24 protein-coding genes and 2 pseudogenes are annotated in these 19462 nt (G+C 69.0%); 20 read left to right on the forward strand and 6 right to left on the reverse strand.

Features of this window, described 5'->3' with window-relative positions:
* Positions 1-777: 777 nt before the first annotated feature.
* The 3 genes from ACTWQO_RS46650 (at position 778) to ACTWQO_RS46660 (ending at position 2724) form a co-directional block, all read left to right on the forward strand.
* Positions 778-1146 carry an STAS domain-containing protein gene (locus tag ACTWQO_RS46650; RefSeq protein WP_443243483.1) on the forward strand — a complete coding sequence of 123 codons (369 nt, stop codon included), beginning with the start codon at positions 778-780 and terminating at the stop codon, positions 1144-1146.
* 64 nt (positions 1147-1210) lie between these two features.
* On the forward strand, positions 1211-1960 hold the full coding sequence (locus ACTWQO_RS46655) for an ANTAR domain-containing protein (protein WP_443243484.1): 750 nt from the start codon (positions 1211-1213) through the stop codon (positions 1958-1960).
* Positions 1957-2724 (forward strand): GAF domain-containing protein, encoded by a 768-nt coding sequence (locus ACTWQO_RS46660; RefSeq protein WP_443243485.1) that lies wholly within the window; start codon positions 1957-1959, stop codon positions 2722-2724. Before ACTWQO_RS46655 ends, ACTWQO_RS46660 begins: the two co-directional genes overlap by 4 nt.
* A 6-nt stretch (positions 2725-2730) precedes the next feature.
* Here the strand turns inward: ACTWQO_RS46660 and ACTWQO_RS46665 are convergent.
* A pseudogene (locus ACTWQO_RS46665) lies at positions 2731-3160 on the reverse strand (DUF5994 family protein).
* Positions 3161-3635: 475 nt separating this feature from the next.
* Here ACTWQO_RS46665 and ACTWQO_RS46670 point away from each other — a divergent pair.
* From ACTWQO_RS46670 to ACTWQO_RS46695, 6 genes are all read left to right on the forward strand, one after another.
* The gene (locus ACTWQO_RS46670; RefSeq protein ID WP_443243486.1) at positions 3636-4163 is read left to right on the forward strand and encodes a DUF5994 family protein; all 528 of its coding nucleotides are present in this window, start codon (positions 3636-3638) and stop codon (positions 4161-4163) included.
* 167 nt (positions 4164-4330) lie between these two features.
* Positions 4331-5041 carry a DUF5994 family protein gene (locus ACTWQO_RS46675; RefSeq protein WP_443243487.1) on the forward strand — a complete coding sequence of 237 codons (711 nt, stop codon included), beginning with the start codon at positions 4331-4333 and terminating at the stop codon, positions 5039-5041.
* A 10-nt stretch (positions 5042-5051) separates the two neighbouring features.
* Positions 5052-5327: a hypothetical protein gene (locus ACTWQO_RS46680; protein WP_443243488.1), complete on the forward strand. Its 276-nt coding sequence runs from the start codon at positions 5052-5054 to the stop codon at positions 5325-5327.
* 66 nt (positions 5328-5393) lie between these two features.
* On the forward strand, positions 5394-5582 hold the full coding sequence (locus tag ACTWQO_RS46685; protein WP_443243502.1) for an STAS domain-containing protein: 189 nt from the start codon (positions 5394-5396) through the stop codon (positions 5580-5582).
* Between the two features lie 157 nt (positions 5583-5739).
* Positions 5740-6981 (forward strand): PP2C family protein-serine/threonine phosphatase, encoded by a 1242-nt coding sequence (locus ACTWQO_RS46690; protein ID WP_443243489.1) that lies wholly within the window; start codon positions 5740-5742, stop codon positions 6979-6981.
* Between the two features lie 64 nt (positions 6982-7045).
* Positions 7046-7498, forward strand: coding sequence for an ANTAR domain-containing protein (locus ACTWQO_RS46695; protein WP_443243490.1), 453 nt, complete (start codon positions 7046-7048; stop codon positions 7496-7498).
* 398 nt (positions 7499-7896) lie between these two features.
* Here ACTWQO_RS46695 and ACTWQO_RS46700 read toward each other — a convergent pair whose 3' ends face one another.
* Complete coding sequence (locus tag ACTWQO_RS46700; protein WP_443243491.1) at positions 7897-8664, reverse strand: sigma factor-like helix-turn-helix DNA-binding protein; 768 nt, start codon at positions 8662-8664, stop codon at positions 7897-7899.
* A 329-nt stretch (positions 8665-8993) separates the two neighbouring features.
* Between ACTWQO_RS46700 and ACTWQO_RS46705 the strand changes: the two genes are divergently transcribed.
* The 3 genes and pseudogenes from ACTWQO_RS46705 to ACTWQO_RS46715 form a co-directional block, all read left to right on the forward strand.
* Positions 8994-9644, forward strand: coding sequence for a hypothetical protein (locus ACTWQO_RS46705; protein ID WP_443243492.1), 651 nt, complete (start codon positions 8994-8996; stop codon positions 9642-9644).
* A gap of 91 nt (positions 9645-9735) precedes the next feature.
* Positions 9736-10455, forward strand: a complete 720-nt coding sequence (locus tag ACTWQO_RS46710) for a GAF domain-containing protein (protein ID WP_443243493.1) — start codon at positions 9736-9738, stop codon at positions 10453-10455.
* 167 nt (positions 10456-10622) lie between these two features.
* A pseudogene (locus ACTWQO_RS46715) lies at positions 10623-10862 on the forward strand (PRC-barrel domain-containing protein); the annotation flags it as partial.
* Here the strand turns inward: ACTWQO_RS46715 and ACTWQO_RS46720 are convergent.
* Entirely contained in the window at positions 10744-11187 is a 444-nt protein-coding gene (locus ACTWQO_RS46720) for a three-helix bundle dimerization domain-containing protein (RefSeq protein ID WP_443243503.1), read from the reverse strand. The pseudogene ACTWQO_RS46715 and the gene ACTWQO_RS46720 overlap by 119 nt on opposite strands.
* Positions 11188-11946: 759 nt before the next feature.
* Between ACTWQO_RS46720 and ACTWQO_RS46725 the strand changes: the two genes are divergently transcribed.
* From ACTWQO_RS46725 to ACTWQO_RS46735, 3 genes are all read left to right on the forward strand, one after another.
* Positions 11947-12216 (forward strand): hypothetical protein, encoded by a 270-nt coding sequence (locus ACTWQO_RS46725; protein WP_443243494.1) that lies wholly within the window; start codon positions 11947-11949, stop codon positions 12214-12216.
* Positions 12217-12222: 6 nt separating this feature from the next.
* On the forward strand, positions 12223-12348 hold the full coding sequence (locus tag ACTWQO_RS46730; RefSeq protein WP_362941064.1) for a hypothetical protein: 126 nt from the start codon (positions 12223-12225) through the stop codon (positions 12346-12348).
* Between the two features lie 144 nt (positions 12349-12492).
* Positions 12493-12735, forward strand: coding sequence for a hypothetical protein (locus tag ACTWQO_RS46735; RefSeq protein WP_443243495.1), 243 nt, complete (start codon positions 12493-12495; stop codon positions 12733-12735).
* A gap of 769 nt (positions 12736-13504) precedes the next feature.
* Here the strand turns inward: ACTWQO_RS46735 and ACTWQO_RS46740 are convergent.
* On the reverse strand, positions 13505-13861 hold the full coding sequence (locus ACTWQO_RS46740; RefSeq protein WP_443243496.1) for an ANTAR domain-containing protein: 357 nt from the start codon (positions 13859-13861) through the stop codon (positions 13505-13507).
* Between the two features lie 83 nt (positions 13862-13944).
* A complete protein-coding gene (locus tag ACTWQO_RS46745) occupies positions 13945-14223 on the reverse strand; it encodes a hypothetical protein (RefSeq protein WP_099505908.1) in 279 nt (92 codons plus the stop codon).
* A gap of 381 nt (positions 14224-14604) precedes the next feature.
* Between ACTWQO_RS46745 and ACTWQO_RS46750 the strand changes: the two genes are divergently transcribed.
* From ACTWQO_RS46750 to ACTWQO_RS46760, 3 genes are all read left to right on the forward strand, one after another.
* Entirely contained in the window at positions 14605-14817 is a 213-nt protein-coding gene (locus tag ACTWQO_RS46750; protein ID WP_443243497.1) for a hypothetical protein, read from the forward strand.
* A 116-nt stretch (positions 14818-14933) separates the two neighbouring features.
* Positions 14934-15116, forward strand: a complete 183-nt coding sequence (locus tag ACTWQO_RS46755; protein WP_443243498.1) for a hydrophobic protein — start codon at positions 14934-14936, stop codon at positions 15114-15116.
* Between the two features lie 498 nt (positions 15117-15614).
* Entirely contained in the window at positions 15615-16457 is an 843-nt protein-coding gene (locus tag ACTWQO_RS46760; RefSeq protein ID WP_443243499.1) for a hypothetical protein, read from the forward strand.
* Between the two features lie 502 nt (positions 16458-16959).
* On the opposite strand, the gene ACTWQO_RS46765 is transcribed toward ACTWQO_RS46760, so the two are convergent.
* Positions 16960-17793, reverse strand: coding sequence for a YhjD/YihY/BrkB family envelope integrity protein (locus tag ACTWQO_RS46765; protein WP_443243500.1), 834 nt, complete (start codon positions 17791-17793; stop codon positions 16960-16962).
* 167 nt (positions 17794-17960) lie between these two features.
* Between ACTWQO_RS46765 and ACTWQO_RS46770 the strand changes: the two genes are divergently transcribed.
* Together ACTWQO_RS46770 and ACTWQO_RS46775 are read left to right on the forward strand one after the other, a co-directional pair.
* Positions 17961-18317 carry a PRC-barrel domain-containing protein gene (locus tag ACTWQO_RS46770; RefSeq protein WP_443243501.1) on the forward strand — a complete coding sequence of 119 codons (357 nt, stop codon included), beginning with the start codon at positions 17961-17963 and terminating at the stop codon, positions 18315-18317.
* 39 nt (positions 18318-18356) lie between these two features.
* Complete coding sequence (locus ACTWQO_RS46775; RefSeq protein WP_301982700.1) at positions 18357-18527, forward strand: hypothetical protein; 171 nt, start codon at positions 18357-18359, stop codon at positions 18525-18527.
* Positions 18528-19462: the final 935 nt, after the last annotated feature.

Below are 19462 nucleotides of genomic sequence, written 5' to 3' on the forward strand. Positions count from 1 at the left end.
TGCACGAACCGCTCATGCAGAGCGGCCAGTTCACCCGCCCACAGCCTGACATCAGCAAGGTCCCCACCCATAACCACACCAACGAACGACCTGGCCAGCAGTCACGACAACCACCGTTGCAGTACTAAGTCGAGGTGAAGTGCCCATTCCGGGGCCTCAGGCCGCGAATTCAGGGCCCACGGGACCGTCGCGCCTCAAATAGTGAGATCCATTTTCGGGCATCGGGGACCGACAGAGCAAAGGGTGTGCGACGCAGCGGAACCGAACGCGCCTGGGGGTTGAAGGTCTGTCATGACGGAGATCTCGGCCCTGGCACTGTCTATCCCATCCTCGACCGGCTCACCGAGCACGGCTGGATCACCGCTCGCGTCGCAAGCATCACCCCATCCGGGACGCCCCGCGCGCCGCAACTGAGATCCCTCACGGCTCGCTTGGCAATGGCCTGATCCGCATCGCGGGTCGAGCCCTTGAGTGGTTGTGGGGCCGTGTTGGGAGCCATCTGGGAGCCGAGTTCGGAATCCGGCTCCCGGGCGCCGACCTGGGCCCGCACCACTCCCTTGCACCTTCGCCCTCGATCCCGTCAGGAACCGACCAGGGACGACACTTTCGACCACCCTCGTGGATACCTGGAGAAAGGGCGACCGGCCGGTCCCCCCGCGGCAGTACGCTCGGCATACGGCCGCCCGTGACCCCGGCCCTCTCCGTGCAGTTTCGTTCCGCGCAACAGAGGCCCTGCGCAAGGCGAAAGCCACCCCAGTGACAGAGGAGATGGGGCGCATGGGCCCGCATCCCGACCTGTTCGACGAGTTGCGTGTGGTCACGGCCGGCGGCGAGTTGGACGTGACGACCGCGCCGGCCTTCGCTCGTGATCTGGAGGACGCCCGGCATGGCAGCGGGCGGCTGTTCCTCATCGTCGACCTGCTCGGCGTGACCTTCATGGACGGCAGCGTCCTGGACCCGCTGTGCACGGCGTGGGAGGACTGTCATGAGCGGCTCGGATGGGTGCGGGTCGTGCACAACCGGCCAGGCGCAAGTCTCGTGTTCCGGGCCGGCGGTCTGCAGGAGCGTTTCCCGCGATACGCGAGCCCCGAGGACGCCTGGAACGGCATACCCGCCGACCGCGCGGCGGAAGACCGGGCCACGTAATGTACGGCGCAAGTCGGACGGCGTCTCACCCCGAAGTGCCCCGGCCGCCAGGGAGCGGAGAACGGTGATCAGCGACGGCATGGCCGAGGTCCTGCGGTCGCTGTACCGGGGCGAGGCCGACGACCCGGCGCAGGCGTGTACGCGGGCGTTGGGCGCCGAGGGGGTCACGCTGTCACTGCTGGTCGGTGCCAAGCGGTCGGCCGAGCCGCTGTGGTGCCATCCCGAGCTGAGCGCGCGGTTCGAGGAACTCCAGTTCACGCTGGGCGAGGGGCCGGGGCCGGACGCGGTCCGCGTCGGCTCACCCGTCGTCGAGCCGGACCTGGACCGGGTGCGCCCCGAGCGGTGGCCCACGCTACTGCCGGCCGCGCGCGAGCTGGGCGTACACGGTGTGTGCTGCTTCCCGCTGGGCATCGGAGCCATCCGGATCGGCGTACTGACTCTGCTGTGCGACGGCGAGCGGCGGCTGAGCCAGCAGCAGTACACGGACGCCACCGCACTGACAGCCGTGCTGACCAGCGCTCTCCTGAACGGTGACCGACGCGACGGAGACGCGGACATTCCCGGGCTCGGCTTGACCCTGGAACCTCCCTCGGTGCTGCGCCGCGCGGTCGTGCACCAGGCCACGGGAATGATCAGCGCCCAGCTGGACGTGTCCATGGAGGAGGCCCTACTGCGCCTGCGCGCCCACGCGTACAGCAGCGAGCGCCCCCTCGGCGACATTGCGGCGGACGTCGTCGCCCGCAGACTGCGCTTCGACGACGACTTCAACAATGATGTAAGCGGGCCGTATTCGCCCGACGACGGAAAGGGATGATCAGCATGGCCCGCGAACGACGTCTGGCCGAGATCTTCGTGGAGGTCGCGGACTCCCTCGTCGAGGACTTCGACGTCATCGACCTGCTCCAGCGGCTGTCCACGCGCTGCGTAGAACTGCTCGACGTTTCGGCGGCCGGGATCCTGCTCGCGGACGCGCAGGGCGAACTGCAGATCATCGCCGCCTCCGACGAGCACACCCGCCTGCTGGAACTCTTCGCGCTCCAGCACGACCAAGGCCCGTGCGTCGAGTGCTACCGCACCGGCACCGCCCGCACCAACATCGACCTGACACGGCCGGAACCGACCGTGGGCTGGCCCCACTTCGCCGCCCGCGCTCGCGAAACGGGGTATGTGTGCACGCACGCCATCCCACTGCGCCTGCGCAGCCGGGTCGTTGGGGCCCTCAACCTCTTCCAGACCACCGCGCAGCGCCTCGGCGACGACGACATAGCGCTCGCCCAGGCACTCGCCGACGTGGCCACCATCGCGATCCTCCAGCAGCGCACCCTGGAACAGTCGCACGTCGAGAACAGTCAGATGGAGTCCGCGCTGACCAGCCGCATCCTGATCGAACAGGTCAAGGGCGTACTGGCAGAGCGCTGGAACACCTCCGTCGACGACGCCTTCGCCGCGTTCCGGTCGTACGCCCGCGCCCGTCACCTGCGCCTGTCGGAGCTCGCCACACGGATCATCTCGGGCGCCTTCGACACCGCCGACATCCCGCCACCGGCACCGGACCGGACCGGCGACCACCGCGGCTGACGGCCGTCACGCCCCCGGCGCCGCCCGGCCGGTACAGGTGTCGATGAGGATCTGTTCGGCCTGCGTGATGTTGTCGGCGCGGACGGCTTCGGCCATCGCGGCGCGTGCGGTGGGACCAGGAGGAGGGAGAAGTGGCGCTGATCGCCCCGAGTGACAAGAACGGTGTCGTCGCCGCCGGGAAGGAGTCGATATGGGCGACGCGGTCGTCGACGAGCAGTCGCGTCGGCAGCGCGTCCCAGGCTCCGATGTCCAGGCCGACGCGCGTGACCGGCCCGAGGTACTCGGTCAGTGCGGCGATCAGGGCGGGAAGCTCGGCTGCGATGTCACGGGAGCACGGCCACCACGCCCCGTCGAGAACGCCCCGGTGGTCGTGCGTGGTCTCCAGCCGTACGACGGCCGTCCCGGGTTTCACCGCCTGGTGGACAGCGTCCGGCAGGAGTCGGGGTCACACGCCGGGGGGCCGGACTCGGACATGACGCTCGCGCCTGTCTGCGATAGATATGCCGTGCCTTCCTTGTTTCACGGTTTTTCGCGGCCCTCAGCAGCCGGAAAGCTCGCTGGCTACACGCGGGGACCGGGGTCACGCCGAAGTAGGTGAAGGATCCGGTCCGCGGAGCGTGCCCACGCCGCCTCCCCCGAAGTTGCCCGCCGGGTCGCGGAAATTCTCCGTCACGGCTTCGCCGCCACAGAACAGCGCAGCTACCCCGCGGACACCGAGGGAGGGACGCTCCTCGGGCAAGGACGACCGCCGGAAGTGAGGCGATCTCCGGGAGCGGTCCGTTCGGGCTCTTCGGGGAGTAGCGTGAAGTCATCGGGAGCACTTCGCGCACCGGCCCCGATCCCGGTGTCGTTCCTGGTGAGCAACGACACCGGACAACTGCCCACGCGCAGAGGTCCGGGGACGGGTTCGCATGATGTCCGCGATCACCGACCATCCGGCGCTGCGCGCCGTGCCCTTCAGGGCGCCGACCGCACGCCTCGCCCTCAAACCCGTGAGCCCCTCCCCGGGACGAGTTGAGCTGGACGGTGCCTGGTGGCCCCGCTCTCGGGACCTGGGCCACGAACTCCCCGCGCTGGCCGACGTACTGGACCCGCTGTGGGGACGGATCACCCGTATCGCCGTCAACCCCCGCTACTGGCCTATCATCCCGCACAAGATCTTCGTCAACGGCCATGTGGTGAAGGTCGGTTGGTTCACCTCGGAGCTGGATCCGCACAAGATCCTGCTGCTGTCCTACACGGCGGGCCGCTGGGACCTCCTGGTGATTCCCCCGGAGACCAGTGTCCCCTCGGCCGCCCGGCTGATGGCCGCTGCGAGCGCGAGCACCGGCCCGCAGTTGACCGCGACCGCCCTCATGACGGCGGAGCAGGCCGACGGCACCTCCTGGTCGTGCAACGCGGGCACCGGACGGCTCGGCCGACTGGCGGCGGCGATGTGACCATCCGCGTCACCGCCCCGGCCGTAACGAGGCCGCACAGCTCGTGAACGCCCTCGCGGAACGGCGGCGTCCTCTTCGCGCCGGCAGGCAGGCCCGGGAGATCACCCAGCGACTGCTCCACCTCTAGGCCCGCCGCAGGTCCGCGCTGCGACGGAGCGCGGAGTAGTGTGGACGGTACCGAGGGCAATTCGCACACCGGCTTCCACGCCGGGGCGTTCTCGGCGAAAGATGAAACCCGGGCCGCCGCTGAGGCGGCCCGGAGACGGGTCCGCATCATGTCGGCGACCTTGCACCCCACCCTGCACCCCGAGCCCTTCGCAGCCCCGGCCGCGCGTCTCGCATTGAAGACCGACGGCACCTCGCGCGGACTCCTGGACGGTGCCTGGTGGCCCCGCTCCCAGGATCTGCTGAGCGAACTGCCCGCGCTGACCGACATGTTGGACCCCTTGTGGGGCCGCATCACGCGCATCGCCGTCAACCCGAAGTACTGGCCGGTCATCCCACGCCAGGTTCCCGTGAACGGCCACATCGTCAAGGTCGGCTGGTTCACCCCGGAAATCGACCCACACAAACTGCTGCTGCTCTCCTACGGCACCGGCCGCTGGGACCTGCTGGTCATCCCGCCGGAGACCGGGGCGGAGTCGGCGGCCCGGCTGATGGCCGCCGCGTCCGACCACGACGGCCCGCCCCTCACTGCGAGCGCGCTCCTCGCGGCGGACAAGGCCCGGCACGGCGTCGCCGCGACCGGCGAGCCACTGGACCCGGACGAGGCATGGGAGTACGAGGGAGGCGCCTCCGCGGTGTCCGCGGTCGTCCCGGAGCAGCCCGGTGCGCCCGGTGCGCCCGGTCGGGCCAGTCACCTGATCGTCGGTAAGTGAGGCGGCCGCCATGAACACCTTCCTTACAGCCGCCGCCTTCATCGTCCTCATCGCAGCGGCGGCATACGTGATCCACCGGCTCAACCTCCAACACGCCGACAGGATCGCCGTGCACCGGTACAGCGCCGCCCTGCCCGGTCGCCGCGGACGCGCCACGCCGCAGCCCCCGGTGGAACCGGACCGATCCGAGTCACCGACCGCCGGCGAACGACGTGACCACCGCGACGGAGGCCGCGGCCGCTTCCCGCCGCGCCGCCGCCGCAGCCGTACCACTCACCACAGGTGACCAGCCGCTTTCCGTCACCGGGCCATCGACTGTGCGGGGAGCGGCCGAGGGCCCGGCATCACCACCATTGACGTCGATCTGACCACCGTCGGCCTCTGCGACAGCAGCGGCCGGCGCGTCTTCCTCGACGCGTCGCGGCACGCCGCCGAGACCCACGCGTGCCTGCGGCTGCACCACCCGTACCCGCAGACGGCACGGCTCCTCGCGGACACCGGCTCCGATCCGACCGTGTGTGACATGCCGCGTCTGGCGTAATGGGCTGTTCGGCGTGGCAGGTCGCGTCACTCTGTGCGGGTTGATCGCGGTCGTGCCAGGAGCCCGTGTGTACAGATCACATGAGCGGGTCGAGCGCACGAGGTGAGCATGGACACGGCGGCCGAAGCTTCGACGACGCCGGCGCAGGGGTGCGGCTATGGCGGAAGGTGAGCGGCAGCCTGACAAGGGCATGCTGGACCGGTCGGAAGGGTTCGGTGAGCGGCTGCTGGGGGTGCTGTTGGACCGGGCACACGAGATGCCGCCGCAGCTGATCGCACCGCTGATCGCGGAAGAGGTGGCCAGGGTCGGTGGCCGCGGCGTCTCGATCCTGCTGCAGGACTACGGCCAGCAGGTGCTGGTGCCGCTGCCGGGTCGGCGACTGATGGTCGGCGATCCTGAGCCGATCGATGACTCTCCCGCCGGCACGGCCTTCCTGCACGCGACTCCTGCCGAGGTGCCGCAGTCCGACGGCGTCCGGATGTACCTACCGTTGCTGGACGGCAGCGACCAGGTGGGCGTGATGGCCCTCACCCTCGACACCCTCGATGACAACGACCGGCGACTGCTGCGCAGACTCGCCGGCCTGGTCGCCGACATGCTGGTCACCAAGCACAGTTACACCGATCAGTTCTTCCTGACCCGGCGCCGGGAACCGATGAGCGTGGCCGCGGAGATCCAGTGGTCCCTGCTGCCGCCGCTGGCGATGTCCGTCCCGCAGGTCGCGGTGGCCGGAATCCTGGAGCCTGCCTACAGCGTCGCAGGCGACAGCTTCGACTACGCCCTCAACGAGGACATCCTGCACGTGGCCATGGTCGATGCGATGGGCCATGGCCTCGACGCCGCCACGATGGCGACCGTCGCCGTCGGGGCCTACCGGCACGCCAGACGTGCCGACATCGGCCTGTCCGAGATCTACACGTTCATGGACCGGGCCATCGCCGAGCAGTTCGGGCCCGACCACTTCGTCACCGCGCAGATGATGCGTCTGAACATCGCAACGGGCCACCTGCAGTGGGTCAACGCGGGCCACCCCGCACCGCTGCTGATCCGCAACCACCAAGTCGTCCGGCAGCTGACAGGCCCGACCACCTTGCCAGTCGGCTTCGGCGGCGAAGAGCCCCAGATCAGCCAGCAGATGCTGCAACGCGGCGACCGAGTGCTGTGCTTCACCGACGGCCTGATCGAGGAACACGAAGCCGGCGAAGAACAATTCGGCGAGGAACAGCTCATCCATTGGGTCAACCGCATCGAACACACAGCGGAGGGGGTACGAGCGGTGGTGCGCTCACTCTCCCACGCCCTGAAGCAGCAACGGGGCGGCCGCACCACCGACGACGCGACGCTCTTCCTGATCGAATGGCGAGGGGGCGCCGCCGACCACCTCGTGCTCCTGGAGTGAGCCGAGAACCGCACCACCGAAGACAGGGCCGACGCCACAGGGTCCCGCTGCCTGGCCGGCCTCGGTGCGCACTCGCCCCTGGCTGTCCGCCGGTGCGCCCCTGCCTTTGCTGGCCGCGCTTCGTCACGGCGGCCCACCGCAGCGGCTTCGGGGCCTGCCCGTGCGCCTGCGGGACGAGACCGTGGGCGCCCTGAACCTCTTCCGCACCGCTCCCGGCCCCTTCGACCCACTCGCCACGCACATCGCCCAGGCCTTGGCCGACGTCGCCACCATCAGCCTGCTGCAACAACGCACCGCTCACCGCAGCACGGTGCTCAACGAGCAGCTGCAGACGGCGCTGAACAGCCGGGTGCTGATCGAACAGGCCAAGGGGAAGCTCGCCGAACGCCAGGGCATCGACATGGAACGGGCTTTCAGCGCGCTGCGCGGTTACGCCCGCGCGCACAACCGGCGCCTGGCCGACGTGGCCCGCGCCTTCATCGACGACTCCGAACCCCTTCCCGGTCTGGGGTCCTGACCTACTCCGCGCCACAGTCGACACGCTACGGACCGCGATCCCTGCGCCGGGGTTCGCGTTCCGGACGGCCGCCGCCGCCCCTGCGGCGGCGGCCGTCCGTGGCGCGAGGATGGGAGCCCCCCTCCACCGTGTCCTCGCGCGTTGTCCTCCGCGGCGGCGGGACTGGTGGAACACCCCGTCTGGAAAATGCCAGGAGGACGGAGGCTGGAGCCGCGCACTGCGGCGATGCGGCTCCGGCCGGGCCTGGTTTCCGACTCGGGGGCTGGGAGCCTGGGTGGGGAGACTTGCTGGTACCTGACACGGCCGCAGTCCCGTCTTCCCTGCGTGAAGCCTAGGGCAGATACCGGCGAAGCGGAACAGGGCCGTTCGCAGGCTCCGCCCGTGCAACCAGGACGTCGTCACCCGGTCCTCGTCGGGACGCGGGGATCGGCCATCACCTGGTCGTGCAGGCGTGCACAGGTGCGGGTGATCAGACGGGAGACGTACATCTGGGAGACACCGAGCTGCAGACCGGTGCGGGCCTGCGTCATCTCGCAGAAGAACCTCATGTACAGGATCTGGCGTTCGCGTTCGGGCAGGGCCCGCAGCAGAGGTCGTAGCGTCTCACGGTTGACGACCCGGTCGAATCCGGGCTCCATGCCAGCGAGAGTGTCGGCCAGCGGGTAACTGTCCGCGGAGCCGCCGGGCACGGCCTCGGCGAGGTGAAGCGTCACTTCCGTGACGAACTCTGGGTCGTGCACGTGCCGCGGCGCGTACAGGAGCTGCGTGGTCAGGTCCGCTCCGCCGACCATGAGCTGGGCACTTTGCTGGGCGGATCGATACCCGCCGTCCACGAGATCGCCGCACACGCCGGACTGACCGAGGCGGATCGTCGGTATGGCAAAGCTCGGGAAGGCGGTGCCGAGACTCGGGTCGAAGCGGGACACCGCCTTGACCAGGCCCAGTTGGGCGACCTGCTTGAGGTCTTCGAAGGTCTCACCGCGATGACGGAAGCGCCTGGCCAGCCGTACGGCCATCGGCATCCAGGCGCACGCCACCTCCTGGCGCAGGGCGGACCTCTCCGGACCGTCCGGCAGAGCGGCGATACGGCGGAAGGCTGCGTCGGTGTCCGGTGCGTCGTCGTTGCGGTGCACGCGTCCTGGGCTCTGCGTGCGTTCGGCAGCCATGAGCATGTGTCTCCCTGATCGGTGGCGTCACTCACCGTGGGAGCCGGCAGACCGCAGCACACAGGGGAGCAGCGAGAGCCGCTCCCACGGGGGTGCCTCCGGTCTGAAGCACCGCGGACGGGTTCCCGGACAGCCCGCTTTTCAAACCGTTCAGCTGCCTGCGCACCAGTGGCCCCGTGCCCCCAACGGACCCCGGCGCGGTGCTGATCCGGGGCTATGCTGCTGTACAGACGTCCCGGACCCCGGCGCCGCACCACCCATCGGCCACGACGGCACTCCCGTACATCTCCTGGTCTTCCATCTCCCGGTCTTCTGAACCGAGGCGCCCCATGAGCAGCCCGCGGCACCCGCACGAACCCGAAGGCTCGGAGCGTCCTGTCCTGGACACGGTGCGGCTGCGCCGACTGAACCGCTGGCAGGCCGAGGGTCTGCGGGAGGACCTGGCGGATCTGTACGTGGAGTCGTCCCTCACCCCGCCCGGCGAGGAGTTCCGCGGCCGGCAGGAGTTCCTGCGCCGGCTGGAGCGCGACGTACAACTGCCGGGATTCGACATGCTGGTTGCCGAGGCGGAGGGCTTGACCGGCTGTGTCTCCGGGGTCCCCGTGCCGCGCGACGGCTCCTGGTGGGAGGGGTTCGACGGACCGATGCCGCAGAACCTGGAGCAACTGACCGCGTCCGGGCACGTCTTCGCGATTCTCGAAACCGTCGTCCATCCGCACCAGCACGCCCACGGGCTCGCCCGCCGGCTCCAGGAGAGTCTGCTCGCCGACCATCACTCCTCACTCGGCGTCACCTTGGTGCATCAGTCTGCCCGTACTACCAGTGCCGCCTTCAAGGACCGGGGCTGGCAGGAGGCGGGGCAGATCCACCGCCCGCCCGGTGAGGCGGCCCTGCGGGTACTGGTTCTTCCTCTTGGCGAGCGCACGGAGGACCATCCCGACGGCCTCGCCCACAACGACCGCACCCAACGGCCCGAATAGCCGCCCGCACCGGCCGGAGATGGCGCGTACCGAGGCGTGGAGGAGCGGGTGGAGCTGTCTCCGGAACAGGAGGCGCGGGCGGATCGCCGCAGTGCGTCTTTACGACATCCTGGACACCCCGCCCGACGGTGCCTTCGACCGGATCGCCGCGCTGGCCGCCCGCCTGTTCGACGCTCCGGCCGCGACGGTGACGATCGTGGACACCGACCGGGTCTGGTTCAAGGCCACGTACGGCCTGGCGGGCGTCAGGCAGATCGGCCGGGACCCGGGGCTGTGCACCTCGGCGATCCTCACCGGCGGCCCTCTGGTCGTCCCCGACACCCTCGACGACCCGGTCGCCCGCGCCCACTGCCTGGTGACCGGTCCGGCCCGGGTGCGCTTCTACGCCGCCGCCCCGATCACCACCGGCGACGGCCACCGCCTGGGCACCGTCGACGTCCTGGACACCAGGCCACGCCGCATCACACCGGACCAGGCCACCGCCCTGATTGACCTGGCCGCGCTGGTGATGGACGAACTCGAACTGCGGCTGTCCGCGCTGCGCATGCTCCGTGTGGAGCGGGAACTGGTCCATGTGGGGCCGCGTCCTGCGTCACTCGGTGCCGGACGGTCGAGGAAAGGCCGGGCCGGTGTTTGGGATGCACGGGACGGGACACCCAGCAGAGGCGTCCGGCGGCCCGGCCCGGGCGAAGGCACCGGAGAGTTGAGCTCACGGCTACCGGTGCCGGCCCGCTGCTGCGCAGGTGAGCGGGTCACGGATCCACCGCACTGGCTTCTCCGTCAAGGGTGCGAGCCCCACCAGCCGCAGTAGCATGGATTGTGGGTTGGCTCACGCTCACGTGCAGCCGCCCGGAAGGGCGACTCCGGCGTGGTTGCGCCGGAGTCGTTGTCACAGCCGCACAGCCGGTTCCGGGCACGCCGGTCCGTCCGAGGGACGCGGCCCGCATCGAACGGTGTCCCGCTCAGGAGGGACAGGGTGTGCTCCAGGCAGCCGACATCCGTGAGTGGCGCACCTATGACGTCGTCGCCCCGAAGGGGCACAAGATCGGCGTGCTCGAAGCGGTCTACGTGGACACCACCACCGACGAACCGGCTGTGGTCACCGTACGGACCGGGCCGCCGACTCGCCGACGCCTGGTCTTCCTGCCCGCCGAGCAGGAGGAAGCGATCTTCCAGTACTACGGCATGAAGTACCAGCCGCTCGCGAAGTCCCAGAAATTGCATCTGGTCGACCGCGGAACGCGCTTCGAAGCCTCTTCAGAGCCGTGGTGGCGGAGTGGCCTCGTGTCCCGTCGGACTCCTCGCGCAGGGGAGCCGTGGGATCGGGGCGACGGGCGAGCTGCCGTAGCTTGGTGCGGCTGTTGTGCTCGACGAGGATCGGCACGTAGTTCGCGATACGTGCGTTACTGAGCGGCTGGTAGCAGTCCTGCACCACCTCCCGCACGACCGCGGCTGGCAGCAGGTTGGCGTAGGAGGCCGTCAGGTGGTCTGTGAGCTTCTGAAGGGTGTCGGGCAACGCAGCCTTGACCGTGTTCGCGCCCATGGCGCGCTCCTCACTGTCACAGACGGCCGACCGCGGCAGCCGATCAGTATCCGGGTGCTCGGCGTCGGGCCGTCCACTTCCCACACTTGCACGGATCGCGTCCCTGGAACGGTCCGCCGGGTCTGTTCATCTACTCGCCATCTCGGATCGGTCGACCTGCGGGCGGGGCGGCAGAGAGGTCCGCGACTGCTGGGCACGGTCCGTACGGCGGGTCAGGGGAGTAGGCTGGTGTTACCGAGGGTATTTCGCGCACTGGCCTCCATGCTTGTGTCGTTTTCGGCGATTGAATACGCCGGGCCGGTTCCGACCGGTCCGGAGCAGGGTTCGCATCATGACTGCGACCGTTTCGTACGCGCCGGCACGCGAAGACCGGTCCTCTTCTCCATCTCTCCGCATGTCGCCGGCTCTCTCCGGTTCGGCACCGGCACCGCTGGATGGTGCCTGGTGGGCCCGCGCCTGTGATCCGGGGGCGGAACCTCCCTCATTGACTGCGAGTCCCGTCTCAGCCGCCTGGCTGATGTCGGCCGCGAGCGACCCACTGCGAACGTCGACCACTGGCCGGTTGATGGAGGAGGCTGCGCGTCTGCGCACCGTGGCGGCGACCGACCGGGCCGTGGAGGCCGTCTGGGATGCCGAAAGCGGCCATGAGGCGCGCGGTCCGACCTCACGTCCACGGATCCCGGCAGTCACTGCTCCGGTATTCGGTATCCCGACAGTCGCTCTGCCGACGCCGAATCCGGCAAAGGGGGTGTGAGGGTCATGGACGTCTTCGTAACCGTGCTGGTGCTCCTGGCGATCGTCGCTGTGGGTGTGCTCCTGATCCACCTGCTCAACAACCAGCACGACGAGCGCATCGCCGCTTTCCACTACGGCCGCTCCCAGTCGGCTGTCCAGGGGTTGGCACCATCGGCCCCGTGGAAGCTCCGCGGTCGTGCCGGAACGAGTGGCGCAGGCGATCGTCGCGACCACCGCGACGGGGGACGCGGACGGCTCCGGCCACGGCGCCGGACCCGGATGGCGGGGAAGTGAGTCGCCATGCTCCCCGCCACGCACCCCGTCAGGCTTCTGGCAGACACCAGCACCGAGCCGGTGCTTCCCGGCACCGCGGTCCTGCGGCTGGAGACGACAGCCAAGCGCACGGGGACGTTCGACGGCGTGTGATGGCCGCGGACACGCGACCTCAAGAAGCCAGTTGTCGGGTCTCCTCACCGCGCTGACGGCTCGCCTGCGCCCCATCGCCCGCGTGGGCCTCGACGCGAGCGACGGGGACGGGTCGCCCCCGGCCATCTGTTCGTCGACGGGCACATGATCCGCATCGCCTGGTCCGCCGTGGGCGACAACACCATGATCGTCACCCGTGGCGACCAGGACCACTTTCTGTTCCTCGTGATTCCGCCAGGGACCGGTATCGGCCCCGCGCACGCCGCGATGATCACGGCCGTACAGGACGACAACGCCGCCTGGCCGAGCGGATTCTGGCCTCCACCAGCATCCCCCGGGCCAACCGGAGCGACGTACCGCAGAGTTCACCCGGCTGAGCCGGGCTGATACAGCAGAGCCTCAACAGCAGCCCGGGACCCTGGGCCGCACCACGGGCGCCAGGTCGACCCACCTGCCCTCCGGGACTGTGACATGCGCCCAGAAGACGCTCGCGCAGTCCCGGAACGGTGGCGTGAGTGAGACCACCGCTGAACGAGGACCGTCTCGCAGTCCTCCGGCATATCAGCGACCGCAGGCCGCCAGCCCGGAGCTGGGGCTGGATACCGTGTCTGTGCCTGGCAGTTCAGTGTCGTCCGCGCCTCGTGGAGAGTCGACGTCACCTTCAGGCTCCGGCACGTGGGCATCGGGGGGCCATGCGTGGCGTGATCCACTCCGATGTTCCAGACGACAGCGGGCGGGCCGTAGTTGACCATGGTGCGCCGGTCGTCCGAGTGGATGGTGAACAGGTTGTGCGACCAGTCCGAGAGCCGGTTCGCCGCGTCGTGGACCAGGAGACTGCCCTGCCGCGGTGTTGGCGTCGAACAGGTGGAGGACGATCCAAAGGATCAGGATCAGTGCCGCGATGTCCACGATGATGGAGATGACGGTCCCCGCAGGCTTCCGTCGTAGCGTCGGGGCATGTCCAACGACTAGCTTTGAAAGCAGAGTTGAAACCGCGTCGACTCCATCGTCCGTGGCCTGGCGAGTGGCGGAGCCAGGCCGGCGTTTGAGTTCCACCAGGCGGGCTACTCAGCGGGCATCCGGCGGCCGTCCTGGACAAAGGCACCGGAGAGTTGAGCTCACAGCTCCCGGTGCCGTCCGCTGGACACGTACGCCGTCATCTCCCGTTCGCCAGATGGAGGCGCCGCAGCGCTCGGCGCAGCTCCCGCTGTATCGGTTGCGGAAGCGTCTGGTCCTTCGTCGTGGCGACCAGGGCCGCAGCCACTTCACGGAGCTTGATGTTGCAGTGCTGCGACACGTCCACCAGCAGGTCCCAGGCCCGGTCGCTGGAACACGGAGCCAGGACCATCACCATGCCGCAGGCTTGATCGATGACCGCACGGCCGGCCAACGCCCGCCGCAGCTGATCGTTCTCGGCGCGCAGTGCCACGACATCCTGACCCGCCGGGTCCTCTACCGAGGTCTCGGCCGTCAGATCCCACCAATCCCCCGGGAGCATGGTTGTGCGATGCATGGCGCGTACCTCTCCACGATTTCGGCGCGTCCGGTGCGGCTGCGGCCGTCCCGGAACCTCTGGATGCCTGGCCAGTTCATCGGTCACCCGCGGCGTTCGCGGTCCCGACGGTCCTCGCGCCTCCAGCGCGCCCGGTGCTGACGGCTGTAGCGCCGGTCCCAGCGGTCCTGACGCTCCCGGCGGTTCTCGTAGTCCCGGTACTCCCTGCGATCGGAGCCGTCACCACGGATCCAGCCTCCACCGCGATCGCGGCCGTGGCGGGTGACGCCGAAGACCAGCACGGCTGCGGCCACCCACCAGAGGGGGCTGAGGAAACCGAGGCCGAACAAGACCAAGATCAGGACGAGAAGGAGAACGAACACGATGGGCCTCCCCGGAGCGGAACAAGGCATCACTGCCGGGGGCCGGGGCCTGTTCCAACAGACTAGCCCTGCGCGGGGATTACGGACAGCGCCGCGTACAACGGTCTCGCACCTGGAGCAGATGGCCACTTGACATCTGTCCAGGGAGTGCGGCCAGGCCTAGCGTGCTAGGTACGCCCGAGCCCCCGGCAGCGTCGATCACCTTTCGCGCTCCTTCAGGGGCGCACCCTGCGCATCAGTACCGGAACCTGCCCCGCCTCCAACGGGCCCATCCGGCACTCGCCGTCGCTACGCGATCCTGCGCAGCCTCGATGCGCCTCATGCGGGCACCGTTCATCTGCTGCCCGCCGCGTCGCACGCATTTCACCACAGGCGGTACGCATGTACGTGCTGATCGTTCCGGCTTCGGTCCCCTTCGTCCTGCTCGCCACCGTGATGGGTCTGTCCTGGTGGGAGGACCACATCCTGCCGACGCCGCCGGCCGAGCCGACCGAAGCACCCGCTGAGGCTCCGTTTGTCCCAGCGCCCCATGCCCAGCTCCTGGAACTCCCCTATGTCGACGCTGCGTTGACACAGGCAGTCGCCAGGCGTTGACTGACAGCACGGCGTAGGGCTATGCCGCTCCGGATCACTCGGGCGACGCATTCCACCTTCCCGCTTCGCCCGGACCTCGCGGAACCAGGAGATTCCCGCGATCTGGAGGCCCGGCGATGTCATGGATTCTTCTCCTTCTGCTGATCCTGGTGGTGTTCGGGTTCGGCTTCACCATGCAGACCCTTTGGTGGGTCGCCGCCGTACTGCTGGTCGTCTGGATCGTCGGCTTCGCCATGCGCGGGCGCGGCGGTGGTGGACGCCGTGGTGGCGGACGCCGGTACAGCCGCAGTCACAGGTAGTCCATACCAGGCGCCCCCGCCCGCGGAAATGCGGCCTGTACGGCAAGCGCGCGGGAGCCCATCCAGCGAATGAGCAGAGGACAACGATGAGCGTCGGGCAAACGATCAAGCACTCCGTGCGCTTCGCGTTCCGGTGATCTGCCGCTCGTGTGGGGAGGCTGATTGCCGCCCAGCCTGTGGGGGCTTCGTCCAATCCTCCGCAGGCGGGGCCGACGCACGCTCAGCAGCGACTGCACAACTCGTGCCCGGACCAACGCGCATCGGCCGTTTCTCGTCCGGTGCGAACAGCTCCATCCGCGTGGGAGGGTGCTTCCACGGGACCGCAAAACGCTCCCGGATCTCCATCAAGCTCGCGTCCGCCCCTCCGTGAGCGGGACACATCCGGCCATCACGCACTGGTCGGCGAGTCGTCGCCCGGCTGGGTCCTTGCTGTCCGCCATCACACCGATGGTCACGGCGCCGACGACTGCCGGGCTCCAGAACTATCAAGGGACATTGGTGGAGAATCGCAGAGAAGAAGAGGAACGGGCGCCCAAGCGCAAGGTCCTCGACCTGACTCTTGTGCAGGTAGTGGCGAGCGCACTCGCGACTGTGGTGGGCGCGGTGCTGGCATCCCTGCTGGGGGTGACCGGGACGATCATCGGGGCCGCCGTGATCAGTGCCAGCGCGACCACCGGCGCAGCGGTCTTCTCTCATGCTTTCCGACGGACGGGCGAGGGGATTCGCAGCCGGGTCCCGTCCGTAGGAGTGCCGAGGACGCCGGGCGAGGAGCGGGCGGAACACCGCGCGGACGCCCGGGCGGCGTTCGGTTTACAGGCGGACGCCACGGCTGTTGACACGAGGCCGCCCGGTGAGCCCGGTGGCCCGGGTGGTGAACACGGCGGGACGACGCCGGCCTCCGCGCCCTCCGAGGGCGAGTCGGTCACCACCTACCGGGGTGGCTCCCTCCGAAGGTCCATCGGCTGGAGGAAGTACGCCCTGGCGACGGGCCTGGTGTTCGCCCTGGCGATGCTCACGGTGACCGCGGTGGAGCTGATCATGGGCAAGCCGGTAGCGGCCGTGGTCAAGAACGAGCCGGGCAGGGGAACTTCGGTGGGCGGTGGCACGGCCGGTACCCCCGATCCCGCCGACAGGCGGACACCTACCCCGGGTGCGTCCAGTGGTTCGGCGCCGCAGACGGGCAGCTCTGCTTCGCCGGACGCGAGTACGGCGCCGGACACCAGTTCTGCTCCCAGCTCCAGTCCCAGCGCCTCGGCGTCGTCCGAGTCGTCCGCGCCATCCGCGCCGTCCGCGCCGTCCAGCAACGGTGCCGTGAGCAGTTCCGACGCCACCGCTGACTGAGCAGAGACGAGCGGGTCCTGGCTTCGATGGGTGGCATCGTCGGCGAGCAGAGCGCGGAAGGCCCGGTCGGAGATGGGCCAGCCTGGTCAGCCGTTCCACGAAGAACGAACACAGCCGAGAGGAGAGGCATCCAGCGGCGAACCCGCACCGCCGTCCGACGTGTACGAGCCGCGTCGGCCGACGGGCTGGTGTGCCGGCGTATCACCAGCGGCCTCACCGTCGCCGCCCGCAGGTCAGCAGAGGCCTCTGCCGGGGCCGGTCGATCATGACCGCTGTGACGCCTGGTTGTTCCACGTCCTGACCTCCGCCGACACGAACGTGATCCAGCCCGGCGAATGCGTCCTATCCGGCACCACCCCATCACGATCCTCCGACCGCCACGGCCTTCGACCGGTCGTACAGGCAGCGCGCTTCCTGTGCAATGAGCCGATCAGGCCATGGCTGACTCGCCCCCTGAGGGCGATCACGGCCCAGGCCAAATGACCAGCTGCCCCGCAGCAGCTCACCTGCGTCGTTTCAGTGCGTGTGCCGCGCGCGGGAGTTCTTCGTGCAGCAGTCGGCCGACCAGCGCCCCGCCGAAGACGACGACACCCACGCCGACCAGCCAGGACTGGATGACCAGAACGGTTCCGACGGGTCCGTAGGTGACGGCATTGGATGCGATCAACGGCGAGAAGACGAGCCTGGAGAAGACCCTCAGGCCGAGCAGCCCGATCACGGTGGCCACGGCGCCGGGCAACAGGGCACGCCAGCCGATCCGCCCGCCGAGCAGCAGGCGCTGGGACCACCAGAGCAACAGCACGGCGCTCAGCGACGCGACGGCCACACCTGCCAGGGGTTCACGCCGCAGCGTGGTGGTGGCGGAGACGAAGAGGTACCCGGTGAGGACGCAGAGCCACACCACATGCCGCCACCTCGCCCACCAGCGGGCCGGCGGCAGGTCCCAGACCTTCTCGTAGCCGGTCTGCACCGCCGCCCCGAAGGTCAGACCGAACACGGCGAGCGCTGCGATACCGAACGCGGTCGTGGTCCGCAGTGCCTGGCCGGGCCGGATGAACAACTGCTCGACCTGCCGCCTGGAGGCTCTCGACACGCCGAGCCCTTCCCCCAACCACTGGGCGAACCCCCGCCCGTGCTCGGGATCGGCAGAGGAGACAATGATCAGCAGCGGCACCAGCGTGAGCAACCCCAGCGCCGCGAAGCCCAGCGAACGCGACCACAGCTCGAGATCCCTGCTCCGCCGCCATCCGCGCCCGGCTGGTGAACGGGTGATCGCGCGGCGCAGCCGCCCGAGTCGAGAGGGACGGTCCGCGGCACCGGAAGGCTTCATCGGCATGCCTGTCGACTACCACGCTCGGTACCGTTACCGCGCGAGGGCGCGACACAGAGGTTCCTCGATAACCTGGAAGGACAAGGGCCTATCGGACCCGCAGCGGGCGGCGCTTCCTGCAGGGGCGCCTGGGCGGCCGCACCGGCCCGGATCAACGGCTCAGGAGGCAGGCCATGATCCATTCTGCCGACATCCGCGAGTGGCGTAACCGCAGCGTCGTCGACCCGAAGGGCCACAAGATCGGCGTGCTCGAAGCGATCTACGTGGACACCACCACCGACGAACCGGCCGTGGCCACGGTCCGCACCGGACTCCCCACCCACCACCACCTGGCCTTCGTACCCCTCGACGAGGCGACCCTCGGACCGGACTACGTCAAGGTCTCCTACGCCAAGGCGCTGGTGAAGAAGGCACCCTCGGTCGGCATGGACGACATCCTGCCCGCCGAGGCAGAGGAAGCGATCTTCCAGCACTACGACATGACCTACCAGACGGGCGCAGGCGGCGAGCGGCAACTCGCGCGCCGCTGACCGTCCGGTGCTCAGCTACCCAAGGGAGATGTTCGCATCATGGCTCTCTTGCTGTTTCTCGTTCTGGTCGCCGTCGTGCTGGGAATCATCGGAGTCGTAGCGGATGGGCTGAGCTACCTGCTGATTGTCGGCATCGTGGTCCTCGTGGCCGCGCTGGCCCTCACCGCCGCGCGCCGCTCCCAGCACTCCCGTCACCGCCCCATCCGATAACACCGGCAGCTCACCCATCATCGCCGGCACCACGGAAGACCTGGCCGCCCACGACGTACAGCCCTCCGCTCACAGCGGTCCCGCGCGCTCACCACAACTGGCTGCTGACCCACCCGTGCCCGCTCCGCCGCAGGTAAGAACGCCCTCGCACGCGTGAGCTATGCGTGAGCGGATGGCGGAGCAGCACCCGTCATGAGCAGGATCAAGAACCATGCCGGACGGGGGAACAACGGGGAATCACGGTGAAAGCAAGCGAAGTCGACGAGACCCCGTTCCGTCCGTTCGCCCAGGTCAGCGGCCAAGTCGGCGGCGATTGATCGCAGCTTGCCGTTCCCTTGGCGAAGAGGGCCGAATGTTCGGAGTGCCGCAGGCTCGACAGCCTCCCGAACCATCACCTCGAACAAGGCGCGGGCCTTTCTCCGGTGCTCGATCGGCCCTGTGAGAGCCGCCTCCACCCGGACGGTGAGCAGCGCAACTCCGCGCTCCTGCCCCTGGTCTGCCTGCACGATCCCCTCCCTTCAACGGGAGTTGATCTCCCCTGTCGATCACTGACTTCAACACTGATCCGCGGAAATGACACTGGCCCGGCATGCCTGTCGTAGCGTGGCTCCCTGACGAACCGGTGTGTGCACTCGCGACGCGGTCTCTGGTCCAGGCAACAGAACGAGCCGAGCCCGGCGCTTCAGCCATCGCACTCACGCAATACCCCGCAGATATGCGACGCCATGCCCATAGCGTGCCCGTAAGAGCGGGAACCCACGGTCAACAGCAGTGCGAACCGAACCTCACGGCCACCCAAGGAGACGGTTGTCGGCAACGGCTCAATCTGAGACCACTTCCACCGGATGAATTGTGGCCCTCCTGGGCGGCCTGACTCGTTGAGTCAGGCCGGGAGGATGGGTGATCAGCGTGGAGGACTGGGCGGAGATCCGCCG

The sequence above is a fragment of the Streptomyces sp. 4N124 genome (assembly GCF_052245395.1).
Taxonomy (GTDB): Bacteria; Actinomycetota; Actinomycetes; order Streptomycetales; family Streptomycetaceae; genus Streptomyces.